Origin of the sequence: Micromonospora sp. 067-2 (genome assembly GCF_046549295.1) — a bacterium.
Taxonomy (GTDB): Bacteria; Actinomycetota; Actinomycetes; order Mycobacteriales; family Micromonosporaceae; genus Micromonospora.
This window is the reverse complement of sequence record NZ_JAJPWB010000002.1, coordinates 505,780-520,417: the sequence shown is the minus strand read 5'-3', so window position 1 is coordinate 520,417 and position 14,638 is coordinate 505,780. Positions and strand designations below refer to the sequence as shown.

Below are 14,638 nucleotides of genomic sequence, written 5' to 3'. Positions count from 1 at the left end.
GGCGAGCAGATCACCCCGATGCTGGCGGTCGGCTGGCCGGTCGACCGACGGTGACCCGGGTCACAGAACGGCCGACCGGTCCGGTGCCGCGGTCAGGACTGGACGGTGATCGGCACCGTCTTGAGCACACCGCTGCCGTTGCGGAACTCCAGCAACCCGACGTAGCGCTGCCCCGGAGCGAGCCCGGACCACCGCAGCGTCAGGTTCGCCGTTGCGCCAGCGCGTACGCTGCGCTGCTTCGGGTTGATGGTGAGCCTGCCGGTGGAGGTGCCCGGTGCTCCCGGCAGGTAGGTGGTGATGGTGTAGTCGTTGCCGTCCTGCCCCGCCGGCAGGTTCTCGGTGAACCCCTGCTCGACGACGAGAATGTAGTCGCCCGCGCCGTCCGGCAGCGTCACCTTCGCGCCGTCACGACCGCTGACCGTGGCGGTGACGAACTTTCCGGTGGTGTCGTACACGTTGACGCTGAACTCCGTGCACTCCTGCAACCCCTCCTCGTCGTCCCAGCCGATGTTCGAGCAGGTGGCCCGTTTCGAGGTCACCCGCACCTCGGGGCTGTGGGTACCGGCCGGCACGTGCACCGTGCTCCTGTCGATGGACGCGGGCAGCGGCACCGGCAGGTTGTTCGACGAGCTCCAGTCCCAGCTCTGCGCGTCGCCGTGCAGGGTGACCGTACGGGCGGTGCCGGCGGTCAGGCCGGCGAGCTGGGTGACCAGCTGACCCTGGTAGCCGACCTCGGCGGTGATCCGGGCGCTGCCGGAGGTGCCCTTGCCGGTGATCTCGTCGGGGGCGATCAGCCCGGAGTTGTGCACGATCAGTGGGGTGCGTACCTGGTGTGCGTGCTCGTCACGCCAGGTCAGTGCGCCGTCGGCCCAGGTGTCGAACGCGGCGCCGGTGTTGGTGACCTCGACGGTGAAGCGGGCGGTCGCACCGGGGCGGATGCGCATCTTCGCCGGGGTGATCTTCACCGTGTAGCCCGCCGGCGCCTGCACCGAGGAGGTGTAGGTGCTGGTCTTGTCGCTGACGTTGGTGACGGTACGGGTGATCTTCTGCTTGCCCACCATCCGACCCAGTGCGATCGACGGGTAGTTGAGCTGGGCGGTGTCGATCGCCCCGATCTCGTCACAGCCCGCCAGGTCGCCCAGCCCGAAGTCGCTGCCGCGATCGGCGGACACTCCGCAGAGGTACTTGATCCAGTCCTGCTGGTGGGAGTCGTAGACCAGGCCCGGGTCGAAGGCGCCGCCCGGCTTGACCTGACCGGCCCCGTAGTTGAGCGGGGTGGCGTCGTACGTGCCGATCTTGATGGGCTCGCCCTTGCCGGTGGTGTCCTGCGCGCTGGTCATGAGGGCCGAGCGGACAGCCGCCGGCGACCAGTCGGGGTGCTTGGCCAGCAGCAGGGCGGCGAGGCCGGCGATGTGCGGCGCCGCCATCGACGTACCCGACTCCATGGCGAAGTCGTTCCCACCCTGTGCCGGGGAGAACGCCGCCACGATGTCCTGGCCGGGCGCGCTGATGTCCGGCTTGAGCAGTTCACCGGCGTTCAGGTTCGACGGGCCCGCCGAGGAGAACGCCGCGACCGAGGGAGCGTCGACGATCTCCAGCTTGCTCGCCGAGATGGTCGCCGTGGCGTTGCCGGTCCCGACGTACGCGGTGACCGTGGCCAGGTCGACCTCGTTGATGTGCACGGTCGGCACGGTGTGCACGTCGGCGTTGAGGGAGTTCAGCGAGTCGTTGAAGAGCACCATGCCGACGCCGCCGGCTCGGGCCACCTCGATGCTCTTGTCGGTACGCGGGATCTCGCCGCGCAGGCAGAGCACGATCGCACCCTTGACCTTGGCCGGGTCCAACGTGTCGTCCGCGCAGAGTTCGGCGCCGTAGGTGTTGCTCTCGTCGAGCGCGCTGTCCTTGGCGAAGACCAGCCGTGCCGGCCCGACACCGGTGGTGCCCAGCCCCACGCCGGAGATGGTGGTGCCGTTGCCGAGGGTGAGTCTGCGGGTGTTCTGCTGGTCGGTGGTGCTCGCGGCCACCGTGGTCACCCACGGGGTCGAGTTGTCGACCGTGTTGGCGTACGGGCCGGAGTTGCCGGCGGCGGCGGACACGAACACCCCTGCGGCGGCGGCGTTGAAGAACGTCGCGTCGACCGCGCCGAACCGCTCGCTGTCGTCGCCGATCGAATAGTTGATCACGTCGACGCCGTCGGCAACCGCGTCGTCGATGGCGTGCACGATGTCGATGTCCGTGCCGGTGGCCGAGCCGGAGCCGTCGTCGTACAGCGCCTTGTAGATCGCCAACCGGGCGGCCGGCGCCATACCGGAGATGCTGCCCAGGTCCTGGCCGCCCGACGTCGCCGGTACGCCGTGGTCACCGGCTGCTGTGCTGGCCGTGTGGGTGCCGTGGCCGTTGCGGTCGCGGGGCGAGAGGTAGTCGTCCGGGAAGGCGTCGGCGATGCCGCTGTCGTTGTACCAGCGGGCTCCGATGACCTTGTTGTTGCAGGTGACCGGCGCCTCGGTGCCGGCGTCGCAGGTGCCCTTCCACTTGGCGTCGATGATCGCCTGATCCGGCCGGGGGGTGGGCAGCGGAGCGAAGCTGGCGCTCTCCGGCCAGTAGCCGCTGTCGATGACCCCGACGATGACACCCTCACCGGCGCGGGAGTCCCCGCCGAACTGCTGCTGCCACACCCCGCCCTTGCCGGTCAGGCCCAGGTAGTCCGGGGTGTGCGCGGTGGTCGCGTGCACCTTCTGGCTCTCGTACACCGCCCGGACGCCGCGGCTGGCGCGTAGCCGGGCGACCTGCGGCCCGGTCAGGTCGGCGGCGAAGCCGTTGAACGCGGTCTCCATGGTGACCCGGGTGCGGTTGGCCGGGACGCCGACACGGTCCAGCACGGCCTTGCGCTGCTGGCGCAGGTGCTCGCGGTAGGCCGTCGCGTTGCCGGAGGTCCGGTTCAGCTTGCTGCCGGCGGTCGCCTTGGTCGCCGCGATTCCGGGGACGCCGCCGGTGTAGGTGGCCAGCGGTTGCTCAGCGAGCTGGACGAGGTAGCGGGCGGTCGGTCCGCTGCTGGTCGGGGCGGCGGTGGCGCCCGTCGGCGAGCTCGTCAGGCCAGCTGCGGCCAGCGCGACGGCGGCCAGCATGCTGACTGTGCGCCTGGGCCGTCCGGGCCGATGTGCATTCGGTTGTGGCACGTCGTTTGCCTCCACGTTCGGTGCCGGCCGCCACGACTGATGACGGTGGCCGAAACGTAGGAGCGGTATCGATCAGCGAGAAGCACTCGCAACCTGGCTGTTACCTTGGAAACACGTTCGTAACGTCGCGGGTACTTTGCGCGTCATTTTGGGCGCTCGCGGGTCGCCCTCACGCGCTCCGGAGAAGGCCGGGCCCGCCGATGATGTCGATGTCGGCGTCGTCGACGTCGTGGCCGGCGGCGCACCGCAGCGTGGTCCGGACCTGGTGGCCGCAGTCCCGGTGGGTGGCGAGAATGGAGGGGCCGGCGTCGTCGGCGGCCCAGGTGTCGCCCCAGGTGCGCAGCGCGGTGATGACGGGCAACAGCTCGCGGCCCTTGCGGGTGAGCTGGTACTCGTGGCGGGTCCGTTGCCCCGGCTCCCGGTAGGGAATCCGTTCGAGCACGCCGGCCGTGACCAGCTCCTTGAGTCGCGCCGCCATGGCCGGCTCGCCGACCCCGACCCGGCGGACGAAGTCGTCGAATCGGCGCGTTCCGAACAGGGCTTCGCGCATGATCAGGATCGTCGACCTGCTACCCACGATGTCCATGGCGCGGGCTACCGAGCAGTTGGCACCTGACCAGGAGTCACGGTCGTCCAGAAGGTCATCCATGACCACCAGCGTACGACCTGACTTGTGTAGCGACTAGTCAGATGCTTCACTGCCGGACCCGGTTGCGAGCCACCGGGGTTCCGAGGTTGACGGAGTAAGTTTGTGAGTGCACACTTACAAACATGCGATCGACTGCCGAGGCCCGCCGGGTCACCGTTCTGAACGCCGCGGTGTCCGCGTTCGCCCGTACCGGCTTCCACGCCACCCCGGTCACATCCGTGGCGGCCGCCGCCGGCATCTCCGAGGCGTACGTGTTCCGGCTCTTCGCCGGCAAGCTCGGGCTGTTCGTGGCGGCCGCCGGTGCGTGCTTCGAACGCATCGTCACGGCGCTCGAAGCCGGGGCGGAACGTGCCGAGGGTGCCGGCCCCGAGGAGATCCTGACCTCGATGGGTGGCGCCTACGCGGAGCTGATCGCCGACCGTGACCTGCTGCTCTTCCAGGTCCAGGCGCAGGCCGTCACGGACATTCCGGAGATCGCCGAGGCGGTTCGGGCCGGCTACGGACGGGTCGCCAGGTTCGTGCAGGACCGGGCCGGCGCCGACGACGCGCAGGTGCAGCGGTTCTTCGCGTACGGCCAGCTCTGCCATCTGATCGTGACCGTGGGTCTCGAGCAGATTTCCGAGCCGTGGGCGCGCGCACTGACCGCCGGTATCCGCCACCCCTGACCCCACGCAGCCAGTGGGCCGCCGATGGCGGCCCACCTTTCGACCTACTGAAGTGTGTGAGTGCGCACTTACAAACTTAAGGAGATGTCCCATGACGACCGCTCTGATGACCGAAGTCGTGCTGCCCGGCGTGGTCGAGCCGGACGGGCTCCAGATCCACAGACGCGCCAGGCCCGTCCCCGCCCGCGGGCAGGCCCTCGTCGAGATCGAGGCCACCGGCGTCTCGTACGCCGAACAGGCCATGCGCCGTGACCTCTACCCCGGCCAGCCGAAGTACCCGTTCGTTCCCGGCTACGACCTGGTCGGCACGGTGCGGGCGGTCGGGCCGGGCGGCGACGACGCACTGATCGGCACACGGGTCGCGGCGGTCACCAAGACCGGCGCCTGGGCCACACACGCCGTGCTCGCCGTCGACGACCTGACCCCCGTACCCGCGGAACTGGACCCCGCCGCGGCCGAGACCGTGGTCGTCAACGGGGTGACCGCCTGGCAGATGGTGCACGGTGCCGACCTCCGGGCCGGGCAGACCATCCTGGTGCACGGCGCGAACGGCGGCGTCGGAACCGTGCTCGTCCAACTCGGACGTCACCTCGGACTCCGTGTCATCGGCACCGCCGCCCCGCGGCACCACGGGGCGCTGCGCGCCCTCGGGGTCGAACCGCTCGACTACCGCGACCCCGGCATGGCCGCTCGCATCCGAGAGCTGTCACCGCGCGGCGTCGACGCCGTCTTCGACCCGGTGGGTGGTCCGGGCGTCGAAACCTCGTACCGCCTGCTCGCGCCCGGCGGCAAGCTGGTCGTCTACGGCAACGCCGCCGCCCTGGGCTCCGCGGGGTCGATCGTGTGGGTCTTCATCAAGCTGCTGGCCCGCCTCTACACCTGGAACGCCCTGCCGAACGGACACCGGGCCGGCTTCTACAACTTCTGGGCCGGTCACCTCACCCGCCGTGCGGCGTTCCGGCGTCGACTGCGCGCCGATCTCGCCACCGTGCTCGACCTGCTGCGCCAGGGTGTCATCGTGCCGCAGATCGCCGCCCGTTTCCCGCTCACCGAGGTGTCCGCCGCACTGGTCTTCGCCGAGACGCGCAGCCGGCCGGGCAAGGTGGTCCTGGAGCCCTGACCAGCCACCGGTGCCCATGCAGCTCAGGCCATGAGGGCGTACGGTAGACATGTCGCCCGGGACCCCGGTGGCCGCCAGACACCGTCGCCACCAGCCCACCAGGGGCGTTACCGATCCTGATCCCCTCCGCTGCGACGTGCCTGTCGGCCCCGTTGATCGCCGCTCACGTCCCGCCAGGCGGATCTGTCGGTCACCACATCCGGGTTCGTGTGATGGCGGGTGATGGGATCCGAGCCGTGTTCACGCCGCCGTCCGCGGGCACCACCGTTGCGGGCGGCTCAACCAGGGAGCACCAGATGAGGATCGCCCGAGACAAGATCGTCAGCGCACTTCGCGAACGGGGCCAGCAGGCCAGGGCCGACTGGGTCGAGCGCGAGCTGCCCGAGCGGGTCGACCCGGCCAAACACTCCGGGCTGCTCGCCACCCTGCACCTCGATCCGGCCGAACTCGTCGACGCGCCGTCCCCGTGAGGGTGGCGCTGCTCGGCCCGGTCGCCTGGCGCACACCACCGCAGCACTACGGCCCCTGGGAGCAGGTGACCGGCCTGCTCGCCGAAGGGCTGGCCACCCGCGGCGTGGACGTGACCCTCTTCGCCACGCTGGACTCCGTGACCTCCGCGCGCCTCGACGGCGTCTGCCCCCGGGGGTACGCCGACGCCCCCGACATGGACGGGCGGGTCTGGGAGGCGATGCACGTCTCCCACGCGATGGCCCGCTCGGCGGAGTTCGACCTGGTGCACAGCCACCTCGACTGGCTGCCGCTGGCCTTCGCCGACCACTGCGACGCTCCGCTGCTCACCACCGTCCACGGCTTCTCCGGCGCGGGGATCCTGCCCGCGTACGCCCGGGCCCGCTCGTCCTACGTGTCGATCTCCGATGCCGACCGGAGTGCGGAGCTCGACTACGTCGCCACCGTGCACCACGGCGTCGACCTCGCCGGGCTGCCGTTCACGAGTAGTGCCGGCCCCGGGCTGGCCGTCTTCGGCCGGATCCATCCCGACAAGGGCACCCACACCGCCATCGAGATCGCCCGCCTCGCCGGACGGCCGTTGACCATCTGCGGCATCGTGCAGGACGAGCGGTACTTCGCCGAACAGGTGGCCCCGCACATCGACGGCGACCGGGTCGTCTTCCTCGGGTCGGTCGGCCCCCGACGACGTGCGGAGGTGCTGGGCGCCAGCACGGCCCTGCTGCACCCGATCGCCTTCGACGAGCCATTCGGGCTGTCGGTCGTTGAATCAATGGTGTGCGGCACGCCGGTCGTCGCGTACGCGCGGGGCTCCATGCCGGAGGTCGTCGACGAAGGGGTGACCGGTCTTCTCGTGCACACCGTCGAGGAGGCCGTCGACGCGGTCGCCCAGGTCGCCGGGCTCGACCGGGCCGACTGCCGGGCGCGGGCCCAGCAGCGGTTCAGCGCCGACCGGATGGTCAGCGACTATCTCCGCGTCTACGACAAGCTCATCCACCGCTGATCGGTTCCACATCCGTTCCGCCGGCCACACACGCTGGCCGGCGTGCGCCGTCACCGCGTGAGGTTCGCCCCCGTACTCCGGGGGCGGCCGACAACCGGAAGGCCCGACACCCATGCCCAGCTACGGATTTCTCAGCACCCACCCACCGACCCGGTGCGGACTGGCCACCTTCAACTCCGCCCTCGCCGCCCAGCTCACCGCCGACGGCACGCGTGGCGGCATCGTGCGGGTCACCGACCACGGCGATGACCAGCGGCCCGGCCCCGGGGTCGTGCACACCTGGTCGGCGCGAACCCCGGCCGGCTGGCGGGACGCCGCCGCCGCGCTGAACACCTTCGACGTGGCCATCGTGCAGCACGAGTACGGCATCTACCCCGGCACGGACGGCGAGGACGTCCTGCCGTTGCTGCGCCGGCTCACCGTGCCGAGCATCGTGGTCCTGCACACCGTGCTCCGCCATCCCTCCGCCCGGCAGAAGTCTCTGCTGGAGCAGATCGTCGCCACCGCCGGGGCGGTCGTCACGATGACCGAAACCGCCCGCGACCGGCTGCTCGTCGGGTACGCCGTGACCCCGGACAAGGTGACGGTCATCCCGCACGGCGCCGTCGACCACGTCGGCGTACCCGTCGCACGTCGTACCCGCCCACACCTGCTGACCTGGGGATTGATCGGCCCCGGCAAGGGCATCGAGTGGTCGTTGCGGGCCCTCGCGCGGTTGCAGGACCTGGAACCGGCACCCACCTACACCGTCGCCGGCCGCACCCACCCGAAGGTGATCGAGCAGCACGGCGAGGCGTACCGGGCGGGCCTGCACCAGCTCGGTGCCCAGCTGGGCGTCGCGCACTCCGTGGACTTCCAGGACGTCTACAACGACCAGGAGTCACTCGGCCGGTTGATCCGCTCCGCCGACGTGGTCGTCCTGCCCTACGACTCCCGCGAACAGGTCACCTCCGGTGTGCTCATCGAGGCGGTGGCCGCCGGGGTGCCCGTCGTGGCCACGGCGTTCCCGCACGCTGTCGAGCTGCTCACCGGCGGACCCGGCCTGGTCGTACCCCATCAGAATCCGGCGGCGCTGGCCGTGGCGATCCGGCGGATCCTGACCGAGCCGGGTCTGACCACCCGACTGGCCGGCCGCGTCCGGCCGTTGGCCGCCCACCTGCGCTGGCCGGCGGTGGCAGCCCGCTACGGTGCTCTCGCCGAGGGGCTCACCGAGGCCCGTCCGGCCGCCGTCAGCGCGGCGTCGGTATGACCGCGACCACCGACCGTCTGTCGGCGCCGGTCGTTCAGCGCTGGGTGACGGCGCCCGCCCCGAGCTTCGCGCACCTGACCCGACTGAGCGACGACACCGGCCTGTTCGAGCATGCGCGGCACGCCATCGTCCGCCGCGAGCACGGCTACTGCACCGACGACGTGGCCCGCGGTCTGGTCGTCACCAGCCGCGAGCCGGAGCCGACCGAGGGGGTGCTCCGGCTCGCCGAGCGCTACCTCGCCTTCCTGACCCACGCGCAGGACGACGGCGGCGCCTTCCACAACCGGCTCGGCTTCGACCGGCGGTGGACCGACGAGCCGGGGCTCGGCGACTGGTGGGGCCGGGCGCTGTGGGGGTTGGGCACGGCCGTCGCCCGTAGCCCCGCCACCTGGATACGCGAGGAGGCCCTGGTCGCCTTCAGCCGGGGCGCCACGCGGCGCTCCCCGGCCCCGCACGCGATGGCCTTCGCCGGGCTCGGCGCGGCCGAGGTGCTGCGCCGACACCCGGGCCACGTCGCCGCGGCCGCGCTGCTGACGGACGCGGCCGGTACGGTCGGCACCCCCGGATCCGACCCGCGGTGGCCCTGGCCACGGGAGCGGCTGACCTACGCCAACGCGGCCCTCGCCGAGGTGGTCATCGCCGCCAGCCAGCTGCGCCACGGCGGCCCGCCCCTCGACGACGGTCTGCGGATGCTGACCTGGCTGCGCGCCGTCCAACTCCGCGACGGACGGCTGTCGGTCGTGCCCGTCAAGGGTTGGCGGCACGGCGCGGTACGACTCCACCACGACCAGCAGCCGATCGAGGTGGCCGCCCTCGCCGACGCCTGTGCCACCGCCGCCACGGTCACCGGTGATCCCGCCTGGGAGGACGGGACACGGCAGGCGGTCGGGTGGTTCCTCGGCGACAACGACCTCGGCACACCGATGTGGGATCCGGCGACCGGCGGTGGCTACGACGGGCTGACCGCGCACGGACCCAACCTCAACCAGGGCGCGGAATCCACCCTCGCGCTCATCTCCACCCTGCAGCACGCCCGGCGGTGGTCGTGACCGGGGACCTCGCCGTCCGGCAGGCCGTCACCCTGAACCCGGATCCACGCCGGGTCATCGTCAAGCTCTTCGTCCCGGGTGAGGACGCCGCAGTGGTCCGCACGCGCGCACGGGCGCTCATCGACCGCGTCGCGCACCTCGACGACGAGGAGACCCGCCGGTTGCTGGGGGACACCCTCGACCGCTTCGGCCCCCGGCACCGTGACCTGGCGGGCACGTTCCAGCACCACTACGACCTCGTCCGGCACCGCGCCGCCCGGGCGCGGGACCTCTCTCCCGCCAGCCGACTCCTCGTCGGCGCCTACTTCAGCCACGAGTACGCCGTCGAATCCGCCGCCCTGTGCAACCCGTCGATGGTGGAGCACCCCGACCAGTCCGACCTGGACGCCGGGCAGCTGCGCGTCGCGGTCAGCCTGCGTCAGATCGGCGAGGGCCATGTGTCGTCCATCGGGTTCGCCGCCGCGGTCCTCGGACCCGGGCACCAGCTCACCGTCGCCGACCGGTCCGGCGCCCTGGCCGTCGGACAGCGGATGGGCGTACGGCACCGTCGGGACCTGCTCGCCGCCGGTCTGGCCGAGGAGGACTGCGACAACGAGGTGACCGCCACCGTCCTGGACGCCCTGCCCGACCGCTACGACGAGGCCACCTTCGAGCAGGTGCTCGGCAGCCTGCCACCGGACCTGCTCTCCCGCAGCACCGGGATTCGCACCCTCGAACAACTGCGTCGCACCAACGCCGGCAGCTACGGCACGAGTTTCTCCGCCGGGACGGCCCTGCACGAACGGGTGCTCTGGCCGGCCACCCCGGCCGAGAGCAACGGCATGGAGGACGCACGGTTCGTCAAATTCGTGGACGAGTCCGGCCCGGTGTACCGAGCCACCTACACCGCCTACGACGGGCGGAGCATCGCCACCCGCGCACTCGCCAGCACCGACCTGCGCCACTTCGAGACAACCCCGATGCGCGGGCCGGGCGCCCGCAACAAGGGGGTCGCGCTGTTTCCCCGTACCGTCGGCGGCCGACACCTGGCACTGTGCCGGGCCGACGGAGAGACCATCGGTCTGACCTGCCTGGACGGCGAGAACCGGTGGCAGACCCCGGTGCCGCTGCACGCCCCCCGCGACAGCTGGGAGCTGATCCAGGTCGGCAACTGCGGATCTCCCGTCGAGACCGACGCCGGCTGGCTCGTCCTCACCCACGGTGTCGGCCCGATGCGTCGGTACGCCATCGGCGCGCTCCTGCTCGACCTGCACCGACCGGAGCGTGTCGTCGCGCGGCTCCCCGGCGCGCTCCTGGCGCCCGACGAGACCGACCGTAACGGGTACGTGCCCAACGTCGTCTACTCCTGCGGCGGTCTCGTCCACGCCGGCGAGCTGTGGTTGCCGTACGGGGCCAGCGACGCGCGGGTCGGTTTCGCCACCGTGCCGGTGGCCGCCCTCATCGACGCGATGGTGGAGTCACCGTCGCCGGGCGCACGGACGGGGTGAGCGCGGCCGTCGCTCGGGTGGTGCTGCCGAGCGACGGCCCGTGGATGGTGCGGTGGTCTCAGGCGAGGTCCTCGGAGAGGTGGTGGCGCAACGTGGCCAGCGCCCGGGTGATGAGCCGGGAGACGTGCATCTGGGAGACGCCGATCTGGTCGGCGATCTGGGCCTGGGTCAGGTTGCCGTGGAAGCGCAGGCTCAGGATCTTGCGCTCGCGTTCCGGCAGGGTGGCGAGTGCCGGACCGAGGGCGACGCGGATCTCGACGACGTCGAATTCGTGGTCGGTTACGCCGAGGGTGTCGCCGAGCTCCATGGTGCCGTCGGCGCCGGTGGGAGTGGACAGGGAGGTTGCCCGGTAGGCCCGGGCCCCCTCCAGTCCCTCGAGGATGGCTTCCTCCGACAGGTCAAGGTACGTCGCGATGTCGGCCACGGTCGGCGAGCGGCCCAGGGTGTGGGTCAGGCTGCTGTTCGCCGCGCTGATCGACAGGCGCAGCTCCTGCAGGCGACGCGGCACCCGCACGGCCCAGGTGCGGTCCCGGAAGTACCGCTTGATCTCGCCGATGATGGTCGGGATGGCGTAGCCGCTGAAGTCGACGCCACGGCTGGCGTCGAAGTGGTCGACGGCCTTGATGAGCCCGACCGCGGCGGTCTGGGTCAGGTCCTCGTCCGAGGCGCCCCGCCCGGCGTAGCGGCGCGCCAGGTGGCGGGCGAGTGGCAACCACGCCTCGATGGTGCGTTCCCGCAGCGCCGACCGGCGAGGGTCGTCGACGGGGGTGGCGGCCAGCTCGGCCATCAGTTCGTCTGCGCGGGCGGTGCGCTGTGCGCTGCTGCGCGGGCTGACGCTGGTGGCGGTCGTCGGTTCGAAGGTGGTGACCATGGGTGGTCCTCCCGTGCGTGCCCGTCGACCGGGTCGACCGGAAGCTTCTCCGAACCGGCTGACGCCGGGGCGCACGTACGGGCGGGGTGCGCTGTCGCAAGAGCCACAACCGCGGGCCTCGCCCCGTGTCATGTCGTTCAGGTGATGGCGCGAACGCTACCCGAAGGTTTGAAATATTACTAGCCGAAAGGATGATGCTGTCTGGGGCGATGTTCGGTAAATCGCCGCCGTCGGCGGGCCCTAGGGGAGGATCGCGTCGACGTAGCCGCCGTCGACCCGTACGGCGGCGCCGGTGGTGGCGGAGGCGAGCGGGGATGCGAGATAGGTGACCATGTTGGCGATCTCCTCGGGCTCGATCAGCCGCTGGAGCAGGGACTGCGGCCGGTGCAGTCGCATGAACTTCCGCTGCGCCTCATCCCACGGCAGGTCGTCGCCCACGAGTTCGGTGACGAAGTCCTCGACGCCCCCGGTGTGGGTCGGCCCGGCGAGCACCGAGTTGACCGTCACGCCGGTGCCGGCGGCAGCCTTCGCGAAGCCGCGCGAGACGCCGAGCAGGGCCGTCTTGGAGACGCCGTAGTGGATCATCTCGGCCGGGATCACGACCGCCGAATCGCTGGCAATGTACTGCACCCGCCCCCAGCCGCGTTCCATCATCGCGGGCAGGTAGGCCCGGGTCAGCCGCACGCCGGCCAGCACGTTCACCTCGAAGTAGCGACGCCACTCGTCGTCGGAGATCTCCAGTGCCGGTGTGGGGCCGAAGATGCCGAGATTGTTGATCAGGATGTCGACGGTGGGTAGCAGATCGAGGATCCGCGCCGTGCCCTCGTCGCTCGACACGTCGGCGTCGACCTCGACGATGTCGGCGCCCGGGACCTCGCTCCGCAGGGCCGCCGCCGCCTGCTGCACACCGGCGGCGGTTCGACCGTTGATCGCCACCCGCGCCCCGGCACGGGCGAGCGTGACGGCGATGGCCGCGCCGATCCCCTGGGTCGAACCGGTGACCAGGGCGGTCCTGCCCGTGAGATCGATCTGCACCGTCATGTCCGCCTTTCGGGGTGCCCCGGGCCACTCCGGGTGGGGGAGCGACCTCGACCGTAACCGTGGCGCTCCTACCCAACAGCCCGAGTCGGGCAAACTCCGGCAGCCCGTCAGTCGAGGCGGAAGCTCGCGAAGGTGAGTCGCTGGCTCGGCTCCTGCGGTGCCCACTGGCTGTCGCGGGTGATCCAGGACAGGCTGTAGGCGCGGGTCTTGTTCTCGTTGATGAGCAGACGCCGGGCGTGCAGCCGCTCCCCGTCGGTTTGGTTGAAGGTGTACTCCCATTCGGCGGCGCCACCCGGGCGGATGACCGGACCGATGCTGACCTTCTTGTAGCCGGGAAGCTCACCGGAGCTCACCAGCTCTCGCTCCGCAGCCTGCCAGCGTGTCGACGGCACGGCGCTGGCCTCGGTGGCGGGGTCGACGGCGATCGCCCGCAACTCGACGGGGTCCCGGAAGCAGATCGCCCCGCCATCGACGTGTCGGGTCCACCCGGACGGCACTGCCAGCAGGAAGCCAGCCTCGTCCTGGTGCCACAGCCACCCGTCCGGCAGGGCGTACGGCGGTGGCGCGGTGGCCTGCTGCAACGGCTCATCCTCGCCGGTGTCACCCAGGCAGAGGTGCGCAGGCTGCGGCGCCGCCGCGGACTCCGTGACACCGGCCGCCACGCCGCCCGGAGCGGGCGTCGGCTCGCCGCTCTGTCCCTGCAGGCCGGCGATCACGGTGCCGCCCACCGCGACCACGACGCCCACCACCGACAGCAGCCCCAGCACCGCGCCGGCGAACGCCCACCCGGTGCGATCGCGGGTCGCCGGCGCCTTGACCGCTTTTACCGTGATGGCCGTGGTGTCGACCGCGTCGTCGTCAACCGTGACCGGCGGAGGCGGCGCGCTGGCCCGTTTCCTGAGGTGCGGGCCAACGGGCGCGCGCCACCACCGTCGGCTTCGCGGCCGCCCTGGAGCCTCGGTGGAGACGCTCGAGGCGGCCAGTGTCTCGAGTTGGCCCCGCGCCTCCTCAACCGTCAGCCGCTGGCGAGGGTTTCGGAGCAGGAGACCGGTGACCGTCGGTTCGAGGAGTTTGGCGTCCATGGGATCGGGAGACTCGGTGGCGAGGGCGGCGAGGGTGGCCAGAGTCGTCGGACGGTTCCACGGCGGCCGGCCCTCCGCGGCCACGTAGAGCGTCGCGCCGAGGGCCCAGAGGTCGCTGGCGGGAGAGGATCTACCGTCGCGGGATTGTTCCGGCGCACGGTACTGGATCGTCGACAGGGTCGCGTCGGCGACGGTCGCGGGGTCCCGACTGTCGAAGATCGACAACCCGAATCCGCCGAGCATGATCCGGCCATCGTCGGCGAGCAGGACATTCTGCGGACGGATCTCCCCGTGCACCACCCCGGCCGAGTGCGCGGCTCTCAGGGCGGCGAGCAGGTGCAGGCCCACCCGGGCCACCTCGGCGGGTTCCAGCGGCCCGCCCGCGTCGATCACCTCGGACAGGGGCCGGGAGGGTACGTGTTCCATGACGAGCCACAGATGGCCGTCCGCGCTCACCACGTCCCACATGCCGACGACGCCCGGATGATCCAGGCCGGCCAGGCCGCGGACCTCGCCGAGCGTGCGGTCCTGCAACCGCGCCCGCTCGGCGGTACTCAGCCAGCCTGGTACGGCGATCTGCTTGAGCGCGACGTGCCGATCGAGCACCTCGTCGCGAGCGAGCCAGACACGCCCCGGGGTCGCGGTGTCCCCGATCAGCAGTAGCCGGCGGTACCGGCCAGCGAGCAGGTCGTCCTTCATGTGGGTGATTCGGAGCGGAAGCCCGCCCGGATGGGTCGAGTGGACAACCGCACGTGGCGGACCGGGCAACGGGCAGTGC

At 71.4% G+C, this 14,638-nt stretch carries 12 protein-coding genes; 7 read left to right on the top strand and 5 right to left on the bottom strand.

What is annotated here, in order from left to right:
• Positions 1 to 92 precede the first annotated feature (92 nt).
• Positions 93 to 3,125, bottom strand: coding sequence for a S8 family serine peptidase (locus ACLJN9_RS06075; RefSeq protein WP_410810073.1), 3,033 nt, complete (start codon positions 3,123 to 3,125; stop codon positions 93 to 95).
• Between the two features lie 220 nt (positions 3,126 to 3,345).
• On the bottom strand, positions 3,346 to 3,825 hold the full coding sequence (locus tag ACLJN9_RS06070; protein WP_410810072.1) for a winged helix-turn-helix transcriptional regulator: 480 nt from the start codon (positions 3,823 to 3,825) through the stop codon (positions 3,346 to 3,348).
• A gap of 122 nt (positions 3,826 to 3,947) precedes the next feature.
• Between ACLJN9_RS06070 and ACLJN9_RS06065 the strand changes: the two genes are divergently transcribed.
• The 7 genes from ACLJN9_RS06065 to ACLJN9_RS06035 all read left to right on the top strand — a co-directional run bounded on the left by ACLJN9_RS06065 (position 3,948) and on the right by ACLJN9_RS06035 (position 10,866).
• Positions 3,948 to 4,490 (top strand): TetR/AcrR family transcriptional regulator, encoded by a 543-nt coding sequence (locus ACLJN9_RS06065; RefSeq protein ID WP_410810071.1) that lies wholly within the window; start codon positions 3,948 to 3,950, stop codon positions 4,488 to 4,490.
• A 91-nt stretch (positions 4,491 to 4,581) separates the two neighbouring features.
• The gene (locus ACLJN9_RS06060; protein ID WP_410810070.1) at positions 4,582 to 5,610 is read left to right on the top strand and encodes a medium chain dehydrogenase/reductase family protein; all 1,029 of its coding nucleotides are present in this window, start codon (positions 4,582 to 4,584) and stop codon (positions 5,608 to 5,610) included.
• Between the two features lie 296 nt (positions 5,611 to 5,906).
• Entirely contained in the window at positions 5,907 to 6,080 is a 174-nt protein-coding gene (locus ACLJN9_RS06055; RefSeq protein ID WP_410810069.1) for a hypothetical protein, read from the top strand.
• Positions 6,077 to 7,081 (top strand): glycosyltransferase family 4 protein, encoded by a 1,005-nt coding sequence (locus ACLJN9_RS06050; protein ID WP_410810068.1) that lies wholly within the window; start codon positions 6,077 to 6,079, stop codon positions 7,079 to 7,081. The genes ACLJN9_RS06055 and ACLJN9_RS06050 overlap by 4 nt, the downstream gene beginning before the upstream one ends.
• Before the next feature lie 112 nt (positions 7,082 to 7,193).
• Complete coding sequence (locus tag ACLJN9_RS06045) at positions 7,194 to 8,330, top strand: glycosyltransferase (RefSeq protein WP_410810067.1); 1,137 nt, start codon at positions 7,194 to 7,196, stop codon at positions 8,328 to 8,330.
• Positions 8,327 to 9,379, top strand: coding sequence for a glycosyltransferase (locus ACLJN9_RS06040; protein WP_410810066.1), 1,053 nt, complete (start codon positions 8,327 to 8,329; stop codon positions 9,377 to 9,379). Before ACLJN9_RS06045 ends, ACLJN9_RS06040 begins: the two co-directional genes overlap by 4 nt.
• Positions 9,376 to 10,866 carry a glycoside hydrolase family 130 protein gene (locus ACLJN9_RS06035; protein ID WP_410810065.1) on the top strand — a complete coding sequence of 497 codons (1,491 nt, stop codon included), beginning with the start codon at positions 9,376 to 9,378 and terminating at the stop codon, positions 10,864 to 10,866. The genes ACLJN9_RS06040 and ACLJN9_RS06035 overlap by 4 nt, the downstream gene beginning before the upstream one ends.
• A 58-nt stretch (positions 10,867 to 10,924) precedes the next feature.
• On the opposite strand, the gene ACLJN9_RS06030 is transcribed toward ACLJN9_RS06035, so the two are convergent.
• From ACLJN9_RS06030 to ACLJN9_RS06020, 3 genes are all read right to left on the bottom strand, one after another.
• The gene (locus tag ACLJN9_RS06030) at positions 10,925 to 11,737 is read right to left on the bottom strand and encodes a SigB/SigF/SigG family RNA polymerase sigma factor (protein WP_410810064.1); all 813 of its coding nucleotides are present in this window, start codon (positions 11,735 to 11,737) and stop codon (positions 10,925 to 10,927) included.
• Between the two features lie 240 nt (positions 11,738 to 11,977).
• Entirely contained in the window at positions 11,978 to 12,778 is an 801-nt protein-coding gene (locus ACLJN9_RS06025) for an SDR family NAD(P)-dependent oxidoreductase (protein ID WP_410810063.1), read from the bottom strand.
• 107 nt (positions 12,779 to 12,885) lie between these two features.
• Positions 12,886 to 14,559, bottom strand: coding sequence for a serine/threonine-protein kinase (locus tag ACLJN9_RS06020; protein WP_410810062.1), 1,674 nt, complete (start codon positions 14,557 to 14,559; stop codon positions 12,886 to 12,888).
• Between the last annotated feature and the right edge of the window lie 79 nt (positions 14,560 to 14,638).